Below are 23,322 nucleotides of genomic sequence, written 5' to 3'. Positions count from 1 at the left end.
GTATTTATTTGGAAATATTGGGAGGAAAAATGAATAAATTTAAGCGTAATGAAAGAATAGGAGCTATTGTAAAAATACTATCGGATAATCCAAATAAGATTTTCACACTTAGCTTTTTTACCTCGCAGTTTAATGCTGCAAAATCAACCATCAGTGAGGACTTAATAGTGGTGAAAAATGTTTTTGAAAAGCTGCAATTGGGAAAGGTTGTAACTATTTCGGGTGCAGCAGGAGGAGTTAAGTATATTCCTAAGACATCAAAAGAGGAAAATGAGGAATTTCTATGTCAATTGTGTGATAGAATAAAGGAAGAAGGAAGAATATTATCTGGTGGATTCTTATATTTGATTGATTTAATTTACGATCCAAATGTAGTATATAAAATTGGTGAAATATTTGCATCAAATATAGATTATTCAGAGGTGGATTGTGTGGTTACTATGGAGACAAAAGGTATACCGATGGCACTGATGACTGCAAAGGCAATGAACCTACCATTGGTTATAATAAGAAAAAATACAAAGGTTTCTGAGGGTCCAACAATAAGCATGACCTATGTAACGGGATCATCATCTAAGATTGAGACTATGAGCTTGCCAAGTAAGGCTTTAAAAGCAGGCAGTAAGGTTATAATAATTGATGATTTTATGCGTGGAGGCGGAACTATAAAGGGTATGACAGAGCTGATGAAGGAATTTGAGGCAGAGGTTGTGGGAACAGGAGTATTTATTTCTACAATGAAGCCAGAAAATAAATTAGTTTCAAACTATATTTCACTTCTTGAATTGGATACAGTTGGTGATAAGATTATTGTTCATCCAAATTTAAAGACTTTTAATCATGAATATAGAGATTAATATATTTAAGGACTTTTAATTACAGGTATATAGGTTAATGTAAAAAACGAAAAGCTATATTATTACTCAGTGATTAATAGTGAGTAATAATGCAAAAAGGAATATTAATAGTATTGAGAGTAATTGATAAGTATGAATGGTGACTTGAGAATCTATAGAGGTGATTATATGAAAAGGATATCTAAAAACGAACTGATTGAAATGTTGGCAAACAGGAAAAATTGTGCGGAGGGTATTTATTCTTTTAATAAAATTATGATTGAAGATGAAGATTTATCCGACATGGATTTGAGCGGAATTGATTTTTCCTGGTCAAATTTCAAAAACGTAAATTTTGAGAGATGTAATATGTCCAAAGCTGTATTCAACCATTCTAAATTCACAGCTTCAAATTTAAAAGAGGCTAGGCTAGATTTTGCTAGCCTTTTTGGTGTGGATTTAAGAGGCTGCAATATGGAAAATACATATTGCGATGGTGTTGATTTTACTGAGGCATTACTAGTAGGAGCAAAGCTGAATGGATTGAAATACACCGAAAATACAATACATTTTGATATACATTGCCCGAAGGAAGGCTATTTTTTCGGATATAAAAAATGCTTCAATGACAGAATGGTAAAGCTGTTGATTCCAAAGGATGCGAAGCGATGCTCATCGACCACCACAGCATGTAGATGTGATAAGGCGAAGGTGGTTGAAATCACTGATATTGAACGAAAAGTATGCTTTGATGAAGCCGTATCTTTTGTAGATGAAAGCTTTATATATAGGCTCGGTGAGATGGTATATGCAAATTCTTATCACGAAGATAGGTGGTTGGATTCTTCTTATGGAATACATTTTTGGATGACCTTTGAGGAAGCCTTGGGATATATGTAGAAGCTAGAATGTAAGTTCGTTCGTGTGAAATAATAAGGAAATTATTGGAAACTATTTCAACAAAATTACTCAGATTAAGATATTACCTCGTCAAATTTGTCTATAATATTTTGAGCCTGATTCATCAGAATATACAGGCGAATATTTTTGTTGAAAGCGGTGATGTTGTGAATAAAATTGCAGATTTTTTATTAAAATTTGAACTATCTGTGTCAGAGGGAGAAATATTTATTGATAATTATTCTGTGAATCGATATGGGGTAAGAGAATCGACGAGCTCAAGTGTTTATGATTTTTCCGATATACACATAAAAGAAAATGAGTTCATTTATTGTAGAATTCATGGAGAAATTGAAAAAACAGAGTATTTTGTTGATAAAGAGGATATAAAGAATTTCTTTGATACAATTGGCAGGAAATCTGTTTTTGATAGCATCGATAAGGTAAATGAGACGGATTTTGCATTTGAACTGGGGAAATATAGGTATAGGGGAAATTTGTTTTTGTCATGTGGACGATTCTGTGTAGTATTAAGAAAAATTCAAGGTAGGATAAAATCGATTGACGAGCTAAAGCTTCCTCCTATATTAAAAAAAATGTGTAAATTTAAAAGTGGGCTGGTTTTGATAACTGGACCTACAGGATCCGGAAAAAGCACGACTCTGGCAGCCATGGTTGAACAAATAAATCTTACGTTAAAAAAGCATGTCATTATGATTGAGGATCCTATTGAATTTGTTTTTTCTAATAAAAAATCAATCATAAGTCAAAGAGAGATAGGAGAAGATTCATCATGCTTTAGTCAGGCTCTTATATCTTCCTTAAGGCAGGATCCTGATGTTATCGTGATCGGAGAAATTAGAGACAGGGAAAGTCTAAATATCGCAATGCGAGCGGCTGAAACAGGTCATCTATGTATTTGCACACTTCATACATTGGGAGCTATCGCCACCATAGAGAGAATTATGGATTTGTATGATTCAAGGGAAAAAGAAATTGCGAGAACGCAGCTTTCTTTGGTTTTAAAGGGGATAGTTTCGCAGCAGCTGATAAAAATAGGAGATGGAAAGAAAAATTTGAGATCAGGTTTAAAGCTTGGTAGAATAGGAGCTTTCGAGATAATGCTAAACTATAAATCATCCTCTAATATGATAAGAGAGGGAAGACTTAGTCAATTGACAAATTATATTTTGACCAATAGTTCAAAGGGTATGACAACAATGGATAATTATTTAATCAAGCTCTATGAAGAAAAGAAAATATCAATGGAATCAGTTTTGTCGAATTGTATTGATGATAAGCTGATTAAAAATAGATATAATATTCATCAATTGTAGAAGAGGTGTTAACGGCTATGGAAATTACAGCTTCTACTATATTAAAACTAGAATATTTTTTTATAACCTCAGTACTTTTTATGATTTATATCGACAAAAAAATGTACCTTAGAGGCTACACCTTTACATTGAATCAAAGGGTAAGCTTGTTTATTCTATTAAATATGTCTGTTTTTGCGTCTGTCGTCTACATTGATGATATATTATCATTATATAGGCTGATATTTTTTATTCCTTTTGTAATCTTGATAACATTAATTGACGCATTCGAAAAAAATGTGTACGATGAAGACATTATTAATGCTATAATAATAGAGATAGCAATAATTATATTTAATGGATTTTCGGATGTGGAGTATTTTATTTCGATTTTTAGTGGAATGTCCACTCTTTTTGTGATTACGTCAATACTATATTTGGCTTCAAAATCGATTGGTATGGGTGATGTGCTGTATTTTTTACTTGTCGGGAGCTTTCTGAATATAAAAGAAGCAGTGCTTGTGTTTTTCCTGTCGTTTGTAATTGCAGCTGTTTATTGTATTCCGAAGCTTGTTAAAAATGATTGCGGAGATGGAATGATTTCATTTACTCCGTTTATTTCTATTGCAGCTATCGTAATAATTTCGATTTAGGAAGGATTAAGAAAATATGTATATAATTATAGGGCTTGGAAATCCGGGTAAAAGGTATGAGCATACAAGGCATAATGCCGGATTTGATGCTATAGATTTTTTGTCAAAAAGACATAATATCAGTGTTACAAAGATAAAACACAAATCATTGATCGGCGAAGGTAGAATCGGAGCTGAAAGGGTTGTTCTTGTAAAGCCTCAAACATATATGAATTTGAGTGGTGAAGCTGTTTTGAGTGCATTTCAATTCTATAAGGTCGATATCGGAAATGTGATTGTGTTGTATGATGATATAGATTTGGATATTGGAAAGCTAAGAATAAGAAAAAAGGGTAGTGCAGGATCTCATAATGGTATGAAATCAATAATTAAGTGCTTGGGAAGACAGGATTTTCCTAGGATAAGAATTGGTGTTTCAAAGCCGGAGGAAGGAAGAGATTTAGCAGATTTTGTTTTGTCTAGAGTACCAAAGGACAAACAGCTGGATATGGATTCTGCAATTGAAAGGGCTGCGGATACGATTGATGAAATAATTAATTCTGATATAGACAAGGCTATGAATATTTACAATGGTTAGGGTGTGATGAGAGTGGAAGATGTTTTGGTTGATCCTTTAAAAAATAGCAAAAAATACATGGAATTTATCGAATCATTGGATGGTGAGGGAAATGTTCAAATTAATGGACTAGTTCCAGCCTCCAAATCTCATTTTGTGTATTCCATATTTAAAAACACAAACAAACCGATTTTGTACGTTGCAAATACAGAGTATGAAGCAAAAAATATTTTCGATGAGCTAAGCGTTTATTTAAAAGGAAAGATTGATTTTTTATCGTCGAATGATATTCTTTTTTATAGTCTTGATGCTAGGGATAGAAAGGCGGATGCCAGGAAATTAAAAACATATATGAGTATGCTAAAGGGTGACAAAATCATTGTTGTAACCCATACTGAAGCAGTTTGTAGAAAATATATACCGAAAAAAATGCTGACTGACAATATATTTAATTTGAGAGAGGGTCAGTCTGTAAATATAGAAGAATTGATGAAAAAATTGGTGTATTTGGGGTATAAGCGTGTTTCAAAGGTTGAGGGATTTGGACAATTTAGTATGAGGGGTGGAATTTTCGATGTTTTCACATTAAATTATGATTTTCCTATTAGAATAGAGTTTTTTGATGATGAAATTGATTCTATTAGACAGTTTGATGTTTTTTCTCAAAAATCTATAGAAAAGATGAAATCCCTAAAAATAACACCTTCAAGAGATTTTATTTATCCAGAGGACGTGGCTGAAGCAGTAGCTAAGCTGCGAAAGGAATTCACTGCTTTGACTGATTCAGACGTGTATAGAAATGCTGAGAAAATTGAGAATAAAGAATACTTTGATGGCGTGGAAAATTATATCGACTATCTTTATGAGGGTCAGGATGAAAGTATTTTTGAGTATCTAACTGATGATTCTATCATTTTTATAGATGATATCAATAGATTTAGAGAAAGGACTAAAAATATATTGTCTGAGTTCAGAGAGAGCTATACTATGAATCTGGAAAGAGGCTTGGCTGTGAAATCTCAAGGGAAGCTGATGTATTCACTTGATGATATTTTCTATTACGCAAGAGAAAGAAAAGTGATATTTAATTCACTTTTATCGAAGCAAAATAGTGGATTAAACATCAAGTATTCATTCGACACAGACAGTAGAGAATTGCCCAGCTATGGTGGAAGAATTGACTACTTTGTAGAGGAATTGAAAAGGCTGAGACATTCTGGGTACAAGATGATTATTGCCACTGGAAGTACTGATAGAGCTAAAAAGCTCACGTCTATACTCAATGAAAACGGAATTGAAGCCATTTTTTCCAATATGAAGAAGATGGAAATCAAGACATCTCAAATTATAGTTATCAGCTCTAATATTCGTAAAGGCTTCCAATATACGAATATAAAATTTCAGATTATCACTGATAAGGAAATAATCGGTGTGAATAAATCTGGAACGAAGAAGAAAAAGAAAAAGGAAAATGCGAAAAAGATTGAGTCTTTCCTTGAGCTAAAGATTGGTGACTATGTTGTTCACGAAAGCAGTGGTATTGGTAAGTACACTGGAATTGAACAGCTGAGCGTAAATAACATCAAAAAAGATTATTTGAAGGTTGTTTACCAGGGAGGCGACAATTTGTACGTGCCTATCGATCAAATGGACAAGATTCAGAAATATATTGGTAGTGATATCGAAAAGGTTAAGCTTAACAAGCTTGGAAGCCATGAATGGACAAAGGCAAAGGCAAAGGTCAAAAGGCAAATCGACGATATGACTAAGGAGTTGGTCGAGCTATATGCCAAAAGAGAAAATCGTAAAGGATATAAATTTTCTAAGGATACAGTTTGGCAAAAGGAATTTGAAGATAAATTTCCATTTCAGGAAACAGATGACCAGCTAAAAGCAATCAAGGAAACTAAGAAGGATATGGAATCATCGAGAGTGATGGATAGATTGATTTGTGGAGATGTTGGCTATGGAAAGACTGAAATAGCCATACGTGCTGCATTTAAAGCTGTCATGGATGGAAAGCAGGTTGCAATTTTGGTTCCTACTACCATATTGGCACAGCAACATTTCAACACATTTTCAGAAAGATTTGAGGAATATCCGATAAGGGTTGAGGTTTTGAGCAGATTTAGAACTCCGAAGCAACAAAAAGATATAATCGAGGATGCCAACAAGGGGCTTGTAGATGTTTTAATAGGTACACACAGATTAGTTTCGAAGGATTTAGATATGCCAAAGCTGGGATTGGTTGTTATTGATGAAGAACAGCGATTCGGGGTTAGACACAAGGAAACCCTGAAGAAGATAAAAGAAAATGTCGATGTACTGACCTTATCTGCAACTCCAATACCGAGGACGTTGCATATGTCATTGAGTGGTATTCGTGATATGAGTATTTTGGAAGAGCCTCCACTCGAAAGATATCCCGTAATGACGTATGTTACGGAAGCAAAGGACAGTATTATACAAGATGAAATTTATAGAGAGCTGGCAAGAGGCGGACAGGTATTTTTTGTATATAACAGAGTTGAAGGAATTGAGGAATTGGCATCAAGAATAAGAAGACTTGTTCCTGATGCAAGGGTGGGGGTTGCGCACGGAAGAATGTCATCAAATCAGCTAGAAAATACAATATTGTCATTCTTGTCAAAGGAGTTTGATGTACTGGTATGTACAACGATAATTGAAACTGGTATGGATATAGCAAATGCCAATACAATGATTATTTATGATGCCGATAAAATGGGTCTTTCGCAATTATATCAGCTGAGAGGTAGAGTTGGTAGAAGTACAAGACAGGGCTATGCATATTTGATGTATGAAAGGAATAAGGCTTTAAGTGAGGTCTCAGAAAAAAGATTAAAGGCTATCAAAGAGTTTACTGAATTTGGATCAGGATTTAAGATTGCAATGAGAGATTTGGAAATCAGAGGGGCTGGAGATGTTTTGGGCTCACAACAGCATGGACATATGGCTGTTATTGGTTACGAATTGTATGTTAAAATGTTAAATGACGCGATTTCAAAAATTAAGGGTGAGGACATCGAGGAAAGCATTGATGTTGAAATTGAACTTAATGTCAGCGCCTATATTCCTTCAGCGTACATTGAAGATGAAATCATAAAATTGGAAATGTATAAAAAAATTGCAGCAATAGATTCAAAGGAAGATATGTATGATGTTCAGGAGGAGCTGGAGGATAGGTTCTCCGATATTCCAAAGGAAACACAGGCTTTATTAAACATCGCATATATCAAATCTTTATGTAAGAGCTTGAAAATAGAAAAAGTAAAACAGGTTAAGAATATTATCTTTCTAAATCCGCTAACAAAATACGAAACAAAGGAAATAATGGGTAATGAAATTGTATCAGAGTTAGAAGTAATATTAGAGGGATTATATAATAAACAAAAAAATAAACAAATTACAGGAGGAAAATAAGTGAAAAAATTATTATCAGTGGTAACAGCCGTTGCAATTGGATTTGTATCAGTTGCTTGTTCAAGCACAAAGGATGCTGTTGCATTAGTAGATGGGAAGCCTATAGCTAAGCAGGAGTTTGAAGAAAATCTAAAATTCAACAAATGGGCAATGGAGCAGCAATATGGAGATAAGGTATGGGAGCAGGTTGAAAAGCAAAATCCAGATTTCCAAAATTCAATTAAAGCCAATGTACTTAACCAGATGGTTCAAAGTAGAATTGTTTTAAATTATGCTGAAAAAAATAACATAAAGGCAGATGAAGCTCAGCTGAAGCAATTTAATGACAACTTAAAAAAAACCTTGGCAGACAAGACAAAAAAAGCGTCATTTGACAAGGATGGCTTGACTGAGGAGGCACTAAAGAAATATGGAGAACAGGCTGCAATAATGACAGCATTTAGCAAGTATGTTGCCAAGAAGGCAGAGCCAACAGAAACTGAGTTAAATGAATACTATGAAAAGAATAAAGAAAAGGTAGATGCATCTCATATACTTCTTTCGACTACTGATGCTAGTGGGAAACCAATGACGGAAGAGAAAAAGGCAGAGGTTAAGAAGAAAGCAGATGAATTATACAGCCAGTTGAAAAATGGTGCTGATTTTGCAAAGCTAGCAAAGGAGAATTCAGCAGATCCAGGCTCAGCTCAAAATGGTGGAAGTCTTGGAGAATTTGGCAAAGGCAAAATGGTAAAAGAATTTGAGGAAGTGGCTTTTTCTTTAAAGGAAGGAGAAATTTCAAAGCCAGTAGCATCTCAGTATGGATATCATATAATCAAGGTGAACAAAAAAGTGACTTCAAAATATAATGATGTCAAGAATGAGCTTAAATCAGAATTGACACAGACGAGGACACAAGAATTGATAAAGAAGATTCAGGAAAGCTCTACAGTTGAAAAATATGAAGATAAGATAAAGGATATTAAATTTGTAGAAGTGAAGAAATCAACTACTACCGATGACAAGTCTACAACTGATTCTAAATCAACTGACAGTAAATCAACTGACAGTAAATCAACTGACAGCAAAGCAACTGAAAAGAAATCTGAAGACAAATAATAAAAGTTAAAGTGAGAACACATTTGTGTTGATTTTGTTGAAAAGGATTCACATATTCCGAGTACTAATAATACGGATATTGTGAGTTCTTTTTTTATGCTTTTATGCTCTGTAATTTTGTCGAAAATGAAATTAGAGGACTTTTATATTGCAAATATTTAAAAATTTAATAGCATGTAAAATGTGAGTGAATTTTTAAGAAAATTTATAGTATTAAAAGAAATTATTAATAAATTTTTAAGAATTTATTAATAAAGCGTAAGATTATCTTAAATCGCTTGATTTTTATTTGGTTTACTATTACTATAATGTAGAATAATAATGATGACGAAACAATTTAACGCTTTTTAAATTGAAATGTAAGTATGATTTGAAGTGAGGTAATGATTATGACTAAAAAGAAAATAAAAAGCAACGAAGGTAGATTAAGTAGCAATATTAAGAGAACGGCAACGACTGTAATTATAACGGCAGCGGTAGTAGGTAGTATCGGGATAACAAACTCAGTGAAAGCACAGGAACCAGAGGTTAGAATTACAAGTAGTGATAATCTAAATACATCAAGAGTTAGAATTACAAATGGCGATAGTACAGATACATTAAACATGAATAATAGATCCACAAATGGAGGTGGAAGTAGCTCTGCCGGCACAAGTCCTAAAGCAGAGACACTTACTAGTGACAATGATGGTCCAGTTTTAATTAAGCGACAAAATAATGCTTTGGTAACAGACAGAGGTGTATCTAATAAGGAAGAATTAGTAAATAAGGCGAAAGAAGAAATAGACAAATTAGAGCACTTATCGGATGAGCAGAAAAAAGAAGCTAAACGATGGTTTGAAGCGGATGGAGCGGGTGAAGTTGGAAATGGCTCTAAAGAAGATCTCAAGAAAAATGTTGAAGCTTTAGTTAAGAAAGCAAAAGAAATAAATGATAAGGAAAAAAAGAAAAAAGAGAGCTCTTCTTTTAATAAGGAAGAATTAATAAATAAGGCAAAAGAAAAGATTGATAAATTAGAGCACTTATTAGGTTGGGAAAGAGACGAGGCTAAGCGCTTGCTTAAAGAAAGTGAAACTGGTGAAGTTGGGAATGGCTCTAAAGAAGATACTAGGAAAAATGTTGAAGATATAGTTAATAAAGTAGAAAAAATAAATGATATGAGAAAAAAGAAAAATGATGAGTCGACAGAAAACCCAAAAACAGGTCCTAACACTGATAAGAAAGAGAGTAATCCTAAGGTAGTGGTACCAGAGCTTAAAAAGAAGCCTGAGTCCAAAAGGTCTGAGGAAAATAAACCAAAGCCTGAGGAAAAAAAGAATGAAATCCCAAAGGCATTATCTCCAAAGGACAATAAAGATAGTCTAAAGCCTAGAATTGCAGCACCAAAATCTGACAACAAGGAAAAGACAGAAAACAAGAAGCCAGAAATGAAAAAAACGAATGTCGAAGAAAAAAAGAACATAGTTCCTAAAAATGATAAAAAGGATGCTCCAAAGGCTGATAATGAAGCAGACAAAGGTAAGAAAATAACACCTGAAAACAAGAAGCCTGAAATAAAGAAGCCTGAAATAAAATCTCCTCAAAATAAAGAGCTGAAGAAAAAGGGCGATTCAAACAAGATGAATGAATCTCCAAAGAAAGAAAATAATAAAAATAAGATGTCAAACAAAATGAATGAAGCTCCAAAGAATATTAAAAAGAAGCTGCTTCCTCAGATGGGTGTTCAATCTTCAATTGCTACTTCATTAATGGGATTGAGTGGTTTAGCTGGTGCAGTCCTTATGCTATTCAAGAAGAATGATAAATAAATGTAAAAATGTACAAAGATAAAATAATATTAATTTAACCGAAGAAAAATGCTATAGGATAATTCCTATGGCTTTTTTATATATAATTCTTTACGATACAAATGATATCGTGTTATACTGTAATTAGTGTATTTGAATAAGAATAGGTGGTTTTTCAAGCTGATTCTACCATAGAAGTGAAAACGAAGGACGGAAAGCAAAATATATATGCTACTGTAAATTGTGGTATAGATAAAGATTTGCTTGTCGATATTAACCTTGGAGAGCTTTGTAGTATATTACAGGTCGACGTAAATAATGAGCTGGAAAGCTTTTTGGGAATAGCTGTCGATAAGGTAAGTATAAGGGTTTTTGAAGCTGAAAGCAAAGCTGAAAATGGTATTGATAATAAAAATAGGAGTAGGAATATAAATTAGGAGGTGAAAATATTGTTTGATGGAAGCTATCATATTGTTGATTTTGATGAATCGTCTAAGCCAACCTTCAAGAGTAAGGTGATTTTTGAAAACAGTGACACTTCCTTTGATTATAAGGATTCCAAAGATAATTCAAGCGATTTAGAGGATGAATATTTTGATGAGATATACAGGAAAATTGACAGAGACGATGTTGATTTTGACTCTAGCTTTAGCTCTGATTTTGAAGAAGAAAGCTTTAGATGCAATTCTAAAGGAAAGAAATATGGTAAGAATGATATTTCAGATTGGGTAATAGACGAGTTTGTAATGAAGTCATATAGGGGAAAGCCAAACACCTTTAAGTGGACATTTATAGGAATTATTTTTTCAATATTGATATTGTTGATTGGCTTTAAGAAATCTTTGTTGATTTTTGTAGTTATTCTAGCTTCGAATATTGTCGGTCAATATTTTGATGGAAATTCGAGATTGATGAGATTAATAGAAATTATGGTGAGAAAGCTTAGGTAGGAGGATTTTTATGGAAAATAATGAGAACACTGTAGTTGAGGTAATAGACAATGGAAAATTGACCTTTGATGGTCAAGTTATTTCAAAAATAGTTGATATGGCAGTGAAAAACGTCGAAGGTGTTGCGATAGTCAAAAGTGGTGGCGGCTTTTCCCTTGTAGGAAAATCAAGTGGGAGTTTGGGCATTAACGTTGAAGTCGGTGAAACTGAGGTTGCTGTAGATTTGAGATTGGTTTTGGAATTTGGTAAAAATGCCAGAGAAAAATATGCAGAGGTAAAGGCACTTATTACGGATCAGGTTTTCACTATGACAGGCTTGAAGGTCATTGAGGTAAATGCAAAAATTGAAGATGTCGTAAATTCTGAAGCGTTCAAAGAATTGTCTGATAAATAGTTTTGAAAAAATAAAGCAGCTGTGCAAATTTGTATAGTTGCTTTGTTTTGTTTATGCTAAAATTGGTATATACTTAAATGTAGAGCTTTGTTTAAACATATATTGAGAATAGGGGTGGTTTTGTGTCAAAATTGAAGGATAAGTCAGAGGTTAAGACTAATACTGATTTAAGAGAAAATGATTTGAAGCTTGACGATTATAGGCTGATGGTTGAAGAAAATAAAATTATTTTAAAGGACGTAAAGGATTTTTTTCCTCAGCATATTTTCGATTGTGGTCAGTGCTTTAGATGGATAAAAGAAGAAGATGGATCATATACAGGTGTCGCAAGGAGTAGGGTAATCAATGTGAGTAATATTGATAATGATATTATCTTTGATAATACCAATATAGAAGATTTTAAAAATATTTGGTTTGACTATTTTGATCTAGGAAGGGATTACTCAAAGCTAAAATATGAATTATCAAGCTTTGATGAGAATTTAAATAAGGCAGTTGATTTTGGCTGGGGTATAAGAATTTTACAGCAGGATTGTTGGGAAATGTTGATTTCATTTATTATTTCTTCAAATAATAGAATTCCGATGATTCAGAGGGCTATAGCCAATATTTCAGAGAGATATGGTAAGGAAATAGGCGAATTTAGAGGAAGAAAACATTATGCGTTTCCAACTCCGGAAGAATTGTCAAAGGCTACTATTGATGATTTGAGAGCTTGTAAGACTGGATTTAGAGATAAGTATATTTTTTCTACTACAAATGACGTAGTGAACGGTGTGGATATCAACGAATTTTATGATTTTGAATCAGATAGATGTCACAAGGAATTGATGAAATTCAAAGGCGTTGGAGCAAAGGTTGCCGATTGTATAGCCTTGTTCGGATATAAAAAATATAATTCTTTTCCAGTAGATGTATGGGTAAAAAGGGTTATGCAGGAATTTTATGGTGCTGATGATATGAGTTTGCCAAAAATGAGAAGCTATGGTATGAATCTGTTTGGTGAAAATGCGGGATTTGCACAGCAATATCTGTTTTATTATATGAGAGAGTTGGACCTGAGAAAGTAAGTTTATGTATCTTGAAATTTTAAGAAAAAGTTAAGGTTATAAGAATATACTATTAGCAGTTAGGATTATAGAGTGCTAATAATAAGAAAATAATAAAAATATAAACATCACATTAAAATGGTCGTTGAGATTTAAGTATTGCGATCTAGAAATTGGAGGTAAATTGCTATGAAGATTAAGCCATTGGGTGACAGAGTAGTTTTGAAAAAGGTCGAAGCAGAGGAAAAGACTGCAAGTGGAATAATACTGACTGGTGCAGCAAAGGAAGTGCCACAGTTTGCAGAGGTAGTAGCTGTTGGATCAGGAATAATTGATGGAAAAGAAGTTCAAATGGAATTGTCTGTTGGCGACAAGGTAATATACAATAAGTATGCAGGCACAGAAGTAAAGCTGGATAATGAGGAGTTCATTGTTTTGAAACAAGAAGATATAGTAGGAATAGTCTGCTAAAAAATATATTAAGAAAAATATATTAAGAAAAATGTACTAAGAGCATATAATGAAAATAATTTATATTTAAGAATAAATTTGATAAAAAGGAAGTGGTATAAATGGCAAAGGAAATAAAGTTTTCAAAGGATGCTAGACTTGCACTTGAGAATGGTGTGAATAAATTAGCAGATACTGTTAAAGTTACTCTTGGACCAAAGGGAAGAAATGTAATTTTAGATAAGAAATTTGGAGCTCCGTTGATTACAAACGATGGTGTTACTATTGCAAGAGAAATAGAGCTTGAGGATAAATTTGAAAATATGGGTGCTCAGCTTGTAAAGGAGGTTGCAACAAAGACAAACGATGTTGCAGGTGATGGTACTACTACTGCCACAGTTCTTGCTCAGGCTATTATTAGAGAAGGCTTAAAAAATGTAACTGCGGGATCAAATCCTATATTGCTGAGAAAAGGGATAAATAAGGCTGTAGAGATTGCAGTAAATGAATTGAAGAAAAATTCAAAGGAAATTAATACAAGAGAGGAAATTTCTCAAGTCGGATCTATCTCTGCTGGCGATGAAGAAGTAGGTAGGCTGATAGCTGAAGCTATGGAAATCGTTGGAAAAGACGGTGTCATTACAATTGAAGAGTCAAAATCAATGGTAACTGAATTGGAAGCAGTTGAAGGTATGCAGTTTGATAGAGGCTTTGTATCTGCGTATATGGTTTCTGACGTGGAAAAGATGGAAGCAGTTCTTGAAAATCCATATATTTTGATAACTGATAAAAAGATAAGTAATATACAGGAAATTTTGCCATTGCTTGAAGAGCTTGTTCAGTCTGGTGGAAAGCTATTGATAATATCTGAAGATCTTGAAGGTGAAGCATTGTCTACTTTGGTAGTTAATAAGCTAAGAGGTACCTTTGATGTAGTGGCTGTTAAGGCTCCTGCCTTTGGTGATAGGAGAAAGGCTATGCTAGAGGATATTTCTATTCTGACAGGAGGTAGGTTTATATCAACTGAGCTAGGCTTTGATTTAAAGGATGTTGATTTAACAATGCTGGGTAGAGCACAGACAGTAAAGGTAAATAAGGAAACTACTACAATAGTTGGTGGATTCGGAAATAAGCTAGATATTAAAAATAGAATTAGTCAAATTAGACGTCAAATTGAAGATACAACTTCAGATTTTGATAGGGAAAAGCTTTCTGAAAGACTGGCAAAGCTTTCTGGAGGCGTTGCAGTAGTAAAAGTTGGTGCAGCTACAGAGGTGGAAATGAAGGAAAGAAAGCTGAGAATTGAAGATGCTTTAAATGCGACAAAGGCAGCTGTTCAGGAAGGTATCGTTTCTGGAGGAGGTACTGCGTTTGTAAGTATTATCCCAGCTGTCGATGATTTGGTTGATTCACTAGATGGTGAAGAAAAATTGGGAGCCAAGATTATCAGAAGAGCATTGGAGGAGCCTTTGAGACAGATTGCTCATAATGCTGGTTTGGAGGGATCTGTAATAATACAAAATGTGATCAATTCCGAAGCAAATGTTGGCTTCGATGCTCTGAATGAGAAATATGTGGATATGATAGAGGCTGGAATTGTCGATCCTACAAAGGTAAGCAGAAGTGCTTTACAAAATGCGGCATCTATTGCAAGTGTATTTTTGACTACAGAAGCAGCTATAGCAGATTTGCCTGGAAATGATGATATGCCAATGCCTGGTGGAATGCCTGGAATGATGTAGTCAAATGAAGCTGTATATACGGATTCCATGTGTATACAGAGCATAGTGATATTGCAGGATTTCGTGGTTTCGTTTAAATTGTGATTACATTTTAATATAGATTGTTTTTGTACAGATAATCGTAAATTGTTTTGGACAGATTTTACTTAATTAAGGTATTATCTGTCCTTATTTTGTTATGCTTTAATTAATGATAATAATCTATACTGTTGAAATACTCGAATTAAATCCAAATATTATAATGGAAAATACTAGAGAGGATAAGAAATATGAAAGCTATAGGAAATATTATAAAAATTGGACTGGTCTTGTTGATAGCAATATCGATATATTTTATAGCTCCGAATAGACAGTTAAATGTAAATTACATCGGGCAATATCCAAATATGCCAAATGGCTGTGAGATAACATCACTTACTATGCTGATGAATTACAATGGCTACAATGTGTCAAAAGAAAATATGGACAGTTTTTTGAAAAAAACTGGATTCACAAATGCAGATCCGAATAAAGCATATATCGGAAGTCCATACAAAAATGGATATTATTGCTATGCTTCACCGATTACAAATGCTGCAAATGAGTATTTCAAAAAGCTGGGAGTATCCACAAATGCAAAAGACAAAACTGGAATGTCAATCTTTGGAGTGCTGTCAAATGTAGTAATATGGAAAAAGCCGGTAGTAGTTTGGTATACTCTGGACGATAAGGAGCCAGAATATGGAAGCGGTAAATACACCGATCAAAACGGTAAGGAAAATAAACTGTATTCAAATCTTCATTGCGTCGTTGTAGAGGGTACCAATATGGGAAGGGTTAAGGTTGTAGATCCGATTAAAGGTAAAAGAGAGATTAATGTACTTCAATTTACAAAATTATATTATCAAATGGGGCAAAGAGCGGTCGTAATATGATATAATATAATATAGAACTTATATTGATTAATACAAATGCTTTAATTAAAAGGTTTAATATTGATATATAAAATAATAATACTTTTTTGGAGGAAATATGAAAAAGTCTATAATACTTGCGGCTGGAAAAGGGACTAGAATGAAATCAGCTTATCCAAAGGTTGTACACAAAGTTTGTGGTAAAGAAATGGTAAATCACGTAATAGATACATCAAAATCTGCTGGTGTTGATGAAACTATAGTTGTTTTGGGACATGGAATTGATGCTGTGAAAGAGGTTTTAAGCGATGATGTCAGGATTGCAATCCAAAAGGAGCAGCTCGGAACGGCTCATGCAGTGATGATGGCAAATGATTATATTGATGATATAGACACAGTGGTAGTTCTCTGTGGCGATACACCATTGATAAGTGAAGAAACATTGGTCGAGTTTTTTAAGCACCATGATCAAAATGACAATGCTGTCACAGTTCTTACTACTGAGGTAGATGATCCAACTGGATACGGAAGAGTAATCAGAGGCTCAAGCAATGAATTTATAAAAATAGTTGAGCAAAAGGATGCCTCAGAGCAAGAAAAATCTGTTAGAGAAATAAATTCGGGTATATATTGCTTTAATGGAGCATTTTTAAAGGCTTCTCTACAATATGTCGGAAATAATAATGCACAGGGCGAATACTACCTACCAGATACTATAGAAATCATTAGGAATATGGGAGGGAAAGCAGATGCATATTTGGGAGCACCTATTGAAGAATTGATGGGAGTGAATTCGAGGGTACAGCTTTCTGATGCAGAAAAAATAATGAGAAGAAGGATAAACGAACAACATATGATAAACGGTGTAACGATTATAGATACAGATTCTACATATATTGACTCGGAAGTAGCTATAGGTGCTGATACTGTAATTCTTCCAGGATGCATGATTTCTGGGAAAACAGTGATTGGGTCAAGCTGTGTGATCGGGCCTCAAGCTAGTATATCTGATTCGATAATTGGCGATAGGACTTCCGTAAAAAAATCTGAGATGATTAAATCAATTGTAGGCGAAGATACAAATGTCGGACCTTATGCATATTTGAGACCAAACTCAAAGATTGGTAACGAATGTAAAATTGGTGATTTTGTCGAGGTTAAAAATGCAAGCTTTGGAGATGGATCAAAAGCGTCTCATTTATCATATATAGGGGATGCACAAGTAGGTGAAAGGGTAAATGTCGGCTGTGGTGTAGTGTTCGTAAATTATGACGGAAAGAATAAATTGAAATCTGTTGTTGAGGATGACGCATTTATCGGATCGAATTCAAATTTAGTAGCTCCTGTAGTTGTAAAAAAGGATGCTTTTATAGCAACTGGCTCTACAATAACTGATGATATACCAGCTGGATCTCTTGGAATTGCAAGGCAAAGACAGGTTATTAAGGAAGGCTGGGTACAGAAAAAAAGGGAAATAGATAGTGAAAAATAATGATTAATTCTAAATTTTGTGGTATAATTAAAATGCAAAAAACGAATTATTACAGTTGTATTTTTAATATATTTTAGGAGGTTTGTGTTTATGACTCGTTACAATAGCCATAAGATGAAGCTTATTGCTGGAAATGCTTCAAAAGAGTTGGCTACCAAGATAGCAGAGCGTTTAGGAACAGAATTGGTTGACTGTCAGGTTGATACTTTTAGTGATGGTGAGATAGCTGTTACTATCAATGAAACAATAAGAGGCTGCGATGTATTTGTTATACAGTCTACGAATAGCCCTGTTAACAATAATTTGATGGAATTGCTGATATTGATTGATGCTTTGAAGAGAGCTTCTGTTGGTTCTGTAGCAGCGGTTATTCCGTACTATGGTTATGCAAGACAAGATAGAAAGGCAAAGGCAAGAGATCCAATCACTGCGAAATTGGTTGCAAACTTGATTACGGCTGCTGGAGCAGATAGAGTTTTGACAATGGATTTACATGCTGGTCAAATTCAGGGATATTTTGATATTCCAGTTGATCACTTATTGGGTGGAAAAATATTGGCTGATTATTTCAAGCATTTGGATATCAATGATTTAGTGGTAGTTTCTCCTGATTTGGGTAGTGTTACTAGATCTAGAAAATTTGCAAACAATATTAGCAAGGAGGTTCCAATTGCAATAATTGACAAGAGAAGACCGAAGCCAAATGTAAGTGAAGTCATGAATATCATTGGTGAAGTAGAAGGAAAGAATGTAATCTTGCTTGACGATATGATAGACACTGCGGGAACGATAGTAAATGCCGCTTCTGCACTAAAGAAATTCGGTGCAAAGGACGTATATGCATGCTGTACTCATGGCGTTCTGTCAGGTCCTGCAATTGAGAGAATTGAAAGCTCTGATATTAAGGAGCTTATAGTATTAGATACTATTGAATTACCTGAAGAAAAGAGAATAGACAAAATAAAGGTTATGTCTGTTGCAGACATTTTTGCTGATGCAATCAATAGAATTTATACTTGTGATTCAGTAAGCAAATTGTTTTAATTTGAGTATAGATACTTTTCATTAAAATAGAAAGTCGCTACATTCACTTTAAGTGTGAGGTGACTTTCTTTTTTTTCTAAGAAAATTGGATATATTTATGAATTTCGCAAATTTATGTAGATATAGATTCGTATTTGTGATAATATATACCTAGATAGAAATTGAATATTTTAAGGGAGCTGATAAATCGGCTGAGAAAAGGATGTTGAGCCTTGACCTTTTGACCTGATCTGGATAATGCCAGCGTAGGAATTATATAACGCATATTATGTATCCGATTTAGGGTACATTTTTTTATGCAATTAAAAAAGAGGAGAAAACTGATGAAAAATGTTCTTACAATAGCCGGCTCTGATTGTAGTGGAGGTGCCGGTATTCAAGCTGACTTAAAGACATTTGCTTCTTGCGGGGTGTACGGAATGAGTGTTATCACAGCGCTGACAGCTCAAAATACGATGGGTGTGAACTACATAGAAAACGTTTCACAGAGAATGCTCGTCGAACAATTGAATTCAATCTATGATGACATTAGAGTGGATGCTATTAAAATTGGTATGCTGCCGAGCTCAGAAATTATCGAATCTGTATTTAAAAATATAAAAAAATGGGGAGTTGAGCATATTGTCGTGGATCCTGTAATGGTTTCGACCTCTGGACACGATTTGATAGATGATAAAGCCAAAAAATCATTACAAGAGAAGCTGTTTGATTTGGCAGAGCTGATAACACCAAATTTATCTGAAGCCAAGTGTATTTACGAAATGATGACTGAAAACAAAATATCTGATATCAATTCAGTTGATGAAATGGAATACATTGGTAGAGAAATCGTCAAACGATTTGGATGTAGTGTTTTAGTAAAAGGAGGGCATTTGGACAATGAGCCGTGTGATGTTCTCATAAAAAAAGACATGAGTGCTATCAAGCTTGATAATCAAAGGATAGAAACAAAGAATACTCATGGAACTGGTTGCACACTGTCTTCGGCAATTGCGTCATATTTGGCAAAAGGCTTTTCTCTTGAAGAAGCAGTTGCTGTGTCCAAAGTTTTTGTTACAAATTCGATAAAACACTCTTTGAATATAGGTTACGGAAATGGACCTACCAATCCGATGGGTGAAATTTATGATTTGCTGAAATTGGAGTTGATTTCAGAATCAAATATTTGATATTTAGAGGTGTGAAATGAAAATTGATAGATTGGAAAAGGATATTTTAGAAGCGTTTTCGTCAGTCAGGACGAAAAAGCCGTTAGTTGAGCAGATTACAAACTATGTGACCATCAACGATTGTGCAAATGCTACTCTTGCCATTGGTGCTTCACCTGTGATGGGCGATTCGTTTGAGGAAGCAGCTCAGATGACATCTATCTCTGATTCTTTAGTGATAAATTTTGGTGGGATTGGAAAAGAAAGCTTGGCGACTATGATAAAGGCAGGAAAGCTAGCCAATGAAAAAAATATTGGAATTGTCTTTGATCCGGTTGGATCTGGTGCTACAAAATACAGAAATGATTCTGTGTTTGATTTTTTAAAAGAAGTTCATCCGAGTGTAATCAAGGGCAATGCTTCAGAAATACTCTATTTATCGGGTGAAAATGTTAAAACAAAGGGTGTAGACTCGGAGCTGGATAGTTTGTTGGCAAAAGGTGCAGCCATAAAAGTAGCAGATAAATATAGATGTGTATGTGCTGTTACTGGAAAGGTTGATATTATTACTGACGGAAGGATAGTGGTCACAATAGAAAATCAATCAGATAAATTGGCGTATATTACAGGTACTGGATGTATGATTGCGTCTCTATGTGGAAGCTTTTTGGGTGCTACAAAAAATCCTCTGGTAAGTGCTGTTTGTGGAGTTGCTTCTATGAGTTTATGCGGTGAGATGGCATTAGAGGATGGCATTCCCATAGGTACATATAGACAGAGGCTTATGGATAATATTTTCGAGCTGAATGCACAAAAGGTTGAGAAATATGGACGTATTAATTTTGAGCATATTGAGTCAAAATATAGTATGTATCTCGTAACAGATGAAAAAGCGTGTTTAGGTAAAGCTTTTTATTGCTGTGTGGAAGAAGCTCTTAAGGGAGGTGCAAAGGTCATTCAGCTAAGAGAAAAAGAAATGGATACCGGTAGATTTTATCAGAGAGCATTGAGAATAAAAAAGCTTTGTGAAAGATACGATGCGTTGTTTATAGTTAATGACAGAATAGATATTGCTTTGGCAGTTGATGCTGATGGTATACATATTGGACAGAGTGATATGCCAATAGAAATTGCAAGAAAGCTGATTGGGCATAATAAAATAATAGGTATTTCGGCGAAGTCATATGAAGAAGCCAAAGCAGCTCAAGCTAAAGGTGCTGATTATATTGGTATGGGTGCGGTTTATAGTACTAGCACAAAATCGGACACTTCAATTATTTCTGATGAAGAGGTTGAAAAAATAATTGAAAAAATATATATTCCCATTTTGGCTATAGGTGGAATAAATATTGAAAATGTGGACAAAATTTTGAAAAAAGGTGTTGATGGAGTTTGCATAATTTCGGATATTTTGAATAACGACGATTGCAAGCTGAGAACGGAAGAGGTTGTAAAAATTATAAAGGATAATTATTAAGTGCTAGCTTAAAATAAATAATAAAAAGGAGGACGTGCAATTTTCTTTGCACTAATAGAAAATGTATAAAACACAGATGGAAGCGGCAAAAAAAGGAATATTGACACCTGAAATGAAGATGGTGGCAGAAAAAGAGTTTATGAATCCTGATACATTGATGGAGAGGGTTGCAAAAGGTGAAATAGCAATTCCTGCAAACATCAATCACAAGAGCTTGATAGCAGAGGGTGTAGGAAATGGATTAAGAACAAAAGTTAATGTAAATTTGGGGATTTCCAGAGATTGTCCAGATGTGGATAAAGAGCTCGAAAAAGTTAAAAAAGCTGTTGATATGAAGGTAGAGGCGATTATGGATTTGAGTTCCTTTGGCAAAACTGAAGAATTCAGAAAGAAACTGATAGCAATGTCTACTGCTATGATAGGAACTGTTCCTGTTTATGATGCCATAGGTTTTTATGATAAAGAGCTTAAAGATATCACCTCAGATGAATTTTTAGAGGTTGTCAGAAAACACGCCAAAGATGGAGTAGATTTCGTAACTATTCATGCTGGAATGAATAGGGAGGCGATGGCGGTTTTCAAAAGGAATAAAAGACTGACAAATATTGTTTCAAGAGGGGGCTCTCTAATGTATGCATGGATGGAATTAAATAATGCAGAAAATCCATTCTATGAAAGATTTGATGAGCTCTTGGATATATGTGAAGAATATGATTTAACTTTAAGCTTGGGTGATGCTTTGAGACCAGGATGTACAAAGGATGCGACTGATGCAGCACAGATAAAAGAATTGATAACTTTGGGTGAATTGACTCTAAGAGCTTGGGAAAGAAATGTACAAGTGATGATTGAAGGTCCTGGTCATATGGCTATTGATGAGATTGAGGCAAATGTAAAGCTACAGAAAAGACTTTGCCATGGGGCTCCATTTTATGTGTTAGGACCTTTGGTAACTGATATTGCGCCTGGCTATGACCATATAACTTCTGCGATTGGTGGCGCAATTGCTGCGAGTGCAGGAGTTGATTTTCTATGTTATGTGACACCGGCAGAACATTTAAGGCTACCTGATTTAGAAGATATGAAAGAAGGAATAATTGCTACGAAAATTGCCGCTCATGCAGCTGATATTGCAAAGAAAGTTCCTCGTGCCAGAGAATGGGATGACAAGATGTCAAAGGCAAGGGCTGATATAGATTGGGAAACTATGTTTTCACTAGCTATTGATGAGGAAAAAGCTAGAAGATACAGAAAAGAATCCATACCAGAGCATGAAGATACTTGTACTATGTGTGGAAAAATGTGTTCAATGAGAACTATGAAAAAAATAATGTCTGGAGAGGACTTAAATATTTTAAGAGACTAGTTTATAGATAAAGGTATCACAGAGGATATGCACTTTAGTGATACCTTTAGTATCAATAATATTAGCTTTTGTCGCACCCTATATAAATATCATCAATTCTATTATATAATTTAGAAAAGAAAGATATATTATGAAAATAAAATAGAAATGTAAAATTAGTGGTATGGGATTATATTAATAAGTAATAATATATGTATTTTTTGAATAGTTTTTAGTGCTATGAAAAAATAATAAAATAAATTATATGACTATTTTTGATAAATAATAATGCTATTGTTCGCTTAATAAGTCATATTATTATTGTAAAATGGTAAGTTCTAGTTCGAGAAAACAAAAAAATAAAAAAAATAACAAAAAAAATTGGAAAAAGTGTTGACGAATAAATTTAACTATGATAATATAATACTTGTCCTTGATGAGGGACAAAAGAAAACAAAAATGAAAGCAAATAATGTGGTTATTATAGCAAGTAGGATACACCTGTTCCCATTCCGAACACAGAAGTTAAGCTGCTTAGCGCTGAAGGTACTTGGTGGGAAGCTGCCTGGGAGAATAAGACATAGCCACGTTATTCCAAGGTAGCTCAATGGTGGAGCAACCGGCTGTTAACCGGTAGGCTGTGGGTTCGAGCCCCACCCTTGGAGCTTTTGATTTCTTGGCTCCTTGGTCAAGCGGTTAAGACACCGCCCTTTCACGGCGGTAACAGGGGTTCGATTCCCCTAGGAGTCAT

At 34.3% G+C, this 23,322-nt stretch carries 20 protein-coding genes, 2 tRNA genes, 1 rRNA gene and 1 riboswitch; all 23 genes read left to right on the top strand.

Annotated elements, in window-relative coordinates:
* Positions 1-29: 29 nt before the first annotated feature.
* The 23 genes from purR (at position 30) to BM120_RS05090 (ending at position 23,321) form a co-directional block, all read left to right on the top strand.
* Positions 30-857 (top strand): pur operon repressor, encoded by an 828-nt coding sequence (gene purR / locus BM120_RS05200; protein WP_091993848.1) that lies wholly within the window; start codon positions 30-32, stop codon positions 855-857.
* 168 nt (positions 858-1,025) lie between these two features.
* On the top strand, positions 1,026-1,736 hold the full coding sequence (locus tag BM120_RS05195; protein ID WP_242941565.1) for a pentapeptide repeat-containing protein: 711 nt from the start codon (positions 1,026-1,028) through the stop codon (positions 1,734-1,736).
* Positions 1,737-1,846: 110 nt separating this feature from the next.
* Positions 1,847-3,073 (top strand): type IV pilus twitching motility protein PilT, encoded by a 1,227-nt coding sequence (locus BM120_RS05190; protein ID WP_177187374.1) that lies wholly within the window; start codon positions 1,847-1,849, stop codon positions 3,071-3,073.
* Between the two features lie 17 nt (positions 3,074-3,090).
* Positions 3,091-3,705 carry a prepilin peptidase gene (locus BM120_RS05185; RefSeq protein WP_091993845.1) on the top strand — a complete coding sequence of 205 codons (615 nt, stop codon included), beginning with the start codon at positions 3,091-3,093 and terminating at the stop codon, positions 3,703-3,705.
* A 16-nt stretch (positions 3,706-3,721) separates the two neighbouring features.
* Positions 3,722-4,282 carry an aminoacyl-tRNA hydrolase gene (gene pth / locus BM120_RS05180; RefSeq protein WP_091993843.1) on the top strand — a complete coding sequence of 187 codons (561 nt, stop codon included), beginning with the start codon at positions 3,722-3,724 and terminating at the stop codon, positions 4,280-4,282.
* Between the two features lie 12 nt (positions 4,283-4,294).
* Complete coding sequence (gene mfd, locus BM120_RS05175; RefSeq protein ID WP_091993842.1) at positions 4,295-7,702, top strand: transcription-repair coupling factor; 3,408 nt, start codon at positions 4,295-4,297, stop codon at positions 7,700-7,702.
* Complete coding sequence (locus BM120_RS05170) at positions 7,703-8,800, top strand: peptidylprolyl isomerase (RefSeq protein WP_091993840.1); 1,098 nt, start codon at positions 7,703-7,705, stop codon at positions 8,798-8,800. It abuts the gene before it with no gap.
* Between the two features lie 389 nt (positions 8,801-9,189).
* On the top strand, positions 9,190-10,608 hold the full coding sequence (locus BM120_RS05165) for a hypothetical protein (RefSeq protein ID WP_091993838.1): 1,419 nt from the start codon (positions 9,190-9,192) through the stop codon (positions 10,606-10,608).
* A gap of 146 nt (positions 10,609-10,754) precedes the next feature.
* On the top strand, positions 10,755-11,024 hold the full coding sequence (locus BM120_RS05160) for an Asp23/Gls24 family envelope stress response protein (RefSeq protein WP_177187373.1): 270 nt from the start codon (positions 10,755-10,757) through the stop codon (positions 11,022-11,024).
* A gap of 12 nt (positions 11,025-11,036) precedes the next feature.
* Positions 11,037-11,537, top strand: a complete 501-nt coding sequence (locus BM120_RS05155) for a DUF2273 domain-containing protein (protein WP_091993834.1) — start codon at positions 11,037-11,039, stop codon at positions 11,535-11,537.
* 10 nt (positions 11,538-11,547) lie between these two features.
* Entirely contained in the window at positions 11,548-11,931 is a 384-nt protein-coding gene (locus tag BM120_RS05150; RefSeq protein WP_091993832.1) for an Asp23/Gls24 family envelope stress response protein, read from the top strand.
* Positions 11,932-12,137: 206 nt separating this feature from the next.
* On the top strand, positions 12,138-13,001 hold the full coding sequence (locus BM120_RS05145; RefSeq protein WP_091993975.1) for a DNA-3-methyladenine glycosylase family protein: 864 nt from the start codon (positions 12,138-12,140) through the stop codon (positions 12,999-13,001).
* Positions 13,002-13,169: 168 nt separating this feature from the next.
* On the top strand, positions 13,170-13,451 hold the full coding sequence (locus tag BM120_RS05140) for a co-chaperone GroES (RefSeq protein WP_091993831.1): 282 nt from the start codon (positions 13,170-13,172) through the stop codon (positions 13,449-13,451).
* A 101-nt stretch (positions 13,452-13,552) separates the two neighbouring features.
* Positions 13,553-15,172: a chaperonin GroEL gene (gene groL / locus BM120_RS05135; RefSeq protein ID WP_091993829.1), complete on the top strand. Its 1,620-nt coding sequence runs from the start codon at positions 13,553-13,555 to the stop codon at positions 15,170-15,172.
* 269 nt (positions 15,173-15,441) lie between these two features.
* Entirely contained in the window at positions 15,442-16,086 is a 645-nt protein-coding gene (locus BM120_RS05130) for a C39 family peptidase (RefSeq protein WP_091993827.1), read from the top strand.
* A gap of 97 nt (positions 16,087-16,183) precedes the next feature.
* Positions 16,184-17,557, top strand: coding sequence for a bifunctional UDP-N-acetylglucosamine diphosphorylase/glucosamine-1-phosphate N-acetyltransferase GlmU (gene glmU / locus BM120_RS05125; RefSeq protein WP_091993825.1), 1,374 nt, complete (start codon positions 16,184-16,186; stop codon positions 17,555-17,557).
* A 90-nt stretch (positions 17,558-17,647) separates the two neighbouring features.
* A complete protein-coding gene (locus tag BM120_RS05120; RefSeq protein WP_091993824.1) occupies positions 17,648-18,601 on the top strand; it encodes a ribose-phosphate diphosphokinase in 954 nt (317 codons plus the stop codon).
* 162 nt (positions 18,602-18,763) lie between these two features.
* A riboswitch (TPP riboswitch) is annotated at positions 18,764-18,871 on the top strand.
* Positions 18,872-18,924: 53 nt separating this feature from the next.
* Positions 18,925-19,770 carry a bifunctional hydroxymethylpyrimidine kinase/phosphomethylpyrimidine kinase gene (gene thiD, locus BM120_RS05115; protein ID WP_091993822.1) on the top strand — a complete coding sequence of 282 codons (846 nt, stop codon included), beginning with the start codon at positions 18,925-18,927 and terminating at the stop codon, positions 19,768-19,770.
* Positions 19,771-19,786: 16 nt separating this feature from the next.
* The gene (thiM, locus tag BM120_RS05110) at positions 19,787-21,226 is read left to right on the top strand and encodes a hydroxyethylthiazole kinase (protein WP_091993820.1); all 1,440 of its coding nucleotides are present in this window, start codon (positions 19,787-19,789) and stop codon (positions 21,224-21,226) included.
* A 61-nt stretch (positions 21,227-21,287) separates the two neighbouring features.
* The gene (gene thiC, locus BM120_RS05105) at positions 21,288-22,592 is read left to right on the top strand and encodes a phosphomethylpyrimidine synthase ThiC (protein ID WP_091993818.1); all 1,305 of its coding nucleotides are present in this window, start codon (positions 21,288-21,290) and stop codon (positions 22,590-22,592) included.
* Between the two features lie 452 nt (positions 22,593-23,044).
* Positions 23,045-23,161: ribosomal RNA gene (gene rrf / locus BM120_RS05100) — 5S ribosomal RNA — on the top strand.
* A gap of 3 nt (positions 23,162-23,164) precedes the next feature.
* Positions 23,165-23,236 (top strand) — tRNA-Asn (locus BM120_RS05095).
* A gap of 13 nt (positions 23,237-23,249) precedes the next feature.
* Positions 23,250-23,321: transfer RNA gene (locus BM120_RS05090), tRNA-Glu, on the top strand.
* Position 23,322: the final 1 nt, after the last annotated feature.

This window comes from Peptostreptococcus sp. D1, assembly GCF_900112955.1.
Classification (GTDB): domain Bacteria; phylum Bacillota; class Clostridia; order Peptostreptococcales; family Peptostreptococcaceae; genus Peptostreptococcus.
The sequence above is the reverse complement of the archived record's forward strand: the minus strand, read 5'-3'. Positions and strand labels throughout refer to the sequence as shown.

Bases quoted from the DNA above. Each gene is read 5' to 3' on its own strand.
- BM120_RS05130 (WP_091993827.1), top strand. From the start codon at position 15,442: ATGAAAGCTATAGGAAATATTATAAAAATTGGACTGGTCTTGTTGATA.
- BM120_RS05195 (WP_242941565.1), top strand. From the start codon at position 1,026: ATGAAAAGGATATCTAAAAACGAACTGATTGAAATGTTGGCAAACAGG.
- BM120_RS05185 (WP_091993845.1), top strand. From the start codon at position 3,091: ATGGAAATTACAGCTTCTACTATATTAAAACTAGAATATTTTTTTATA.
- BM120_RS05140 (WP_091993831.1), top strand. From the start codon at position 13,170: ATGAAGATTAAGCCATTGGGTGACAGAGTAGTTTTGAAAAAGGTCGAA.
- BM120_RS05145 (WP_091993975.1), top strand. From the start codon at position 12,138: ATGGTTGAAGAAAATAAAATTATTTTAAAGGACGTAAAGGATTTTTTT.
- glmU (WP_091993825.1), top strand. From the start codon at position 16,184: ATGAAAAAGTCTATAATACTTGCGGCTGGAAAAGGGACTAGAATGAAA.
- thiD (WP_091993822.1), top strand. From the start codon at position 18,925: ATGAAAAATGTTCTTACAATAGCCGGCTCTGATTGTAGTGGAGGTGCC.
- BM120_RS05165 (WP_091993838.1), top strand. From the start codon at position 9,190: ATGACTAAAAAGAAAATAAAAAGCAACGAAGGTAGATTAAGTAGCAAT.
- BM120_RS05150 (WP_091993832.1), top strand. From the start codon at position 11,548: ATGGAAAATAATGAGAACACTGTAGTTGAGGTAATAGACAATGGAAAA.
- thiC (WP_091993818.1), top strand. From the start codon at position 21,288: ATGTATAAAACACAGATGGAAGCGGCAAAAAAAGGAATATTGACACCT.
- BM120_RS05120 (WP_091993824.1), top strand. From the start codon at position 17,648: ATGACTCGTTACAATAGCCATAAGATGAAGCTTATTGCTGGAAATGCT.
- purR (WP_091993848.1), top strand. From the start codon at position 30: ATGAATAAATTTAAGCGTAATGAAAGAATAGGAGCTATTGTAAAAATA.
- pth (WP_091993843.1), top strand. From the start codon at position 3,722: ATGTATATAATTATAGGGCTTGGAAATCCGGGTAAAAGGTATGAGCAT.
- groL (WP_091993829.1), top strand. From the start codon at position 13,553: ATGGCAAAGGAAATAAAGTTTTCAAAGGATGCTAGACTTGCACTTGAG.
- thiM (WP_091993820.1), top strand. From the start codon at position 19,787: ATGAAAATTGATAGATTGGAAAAGGATATTTTAGAAGCGTTTTCGTCA.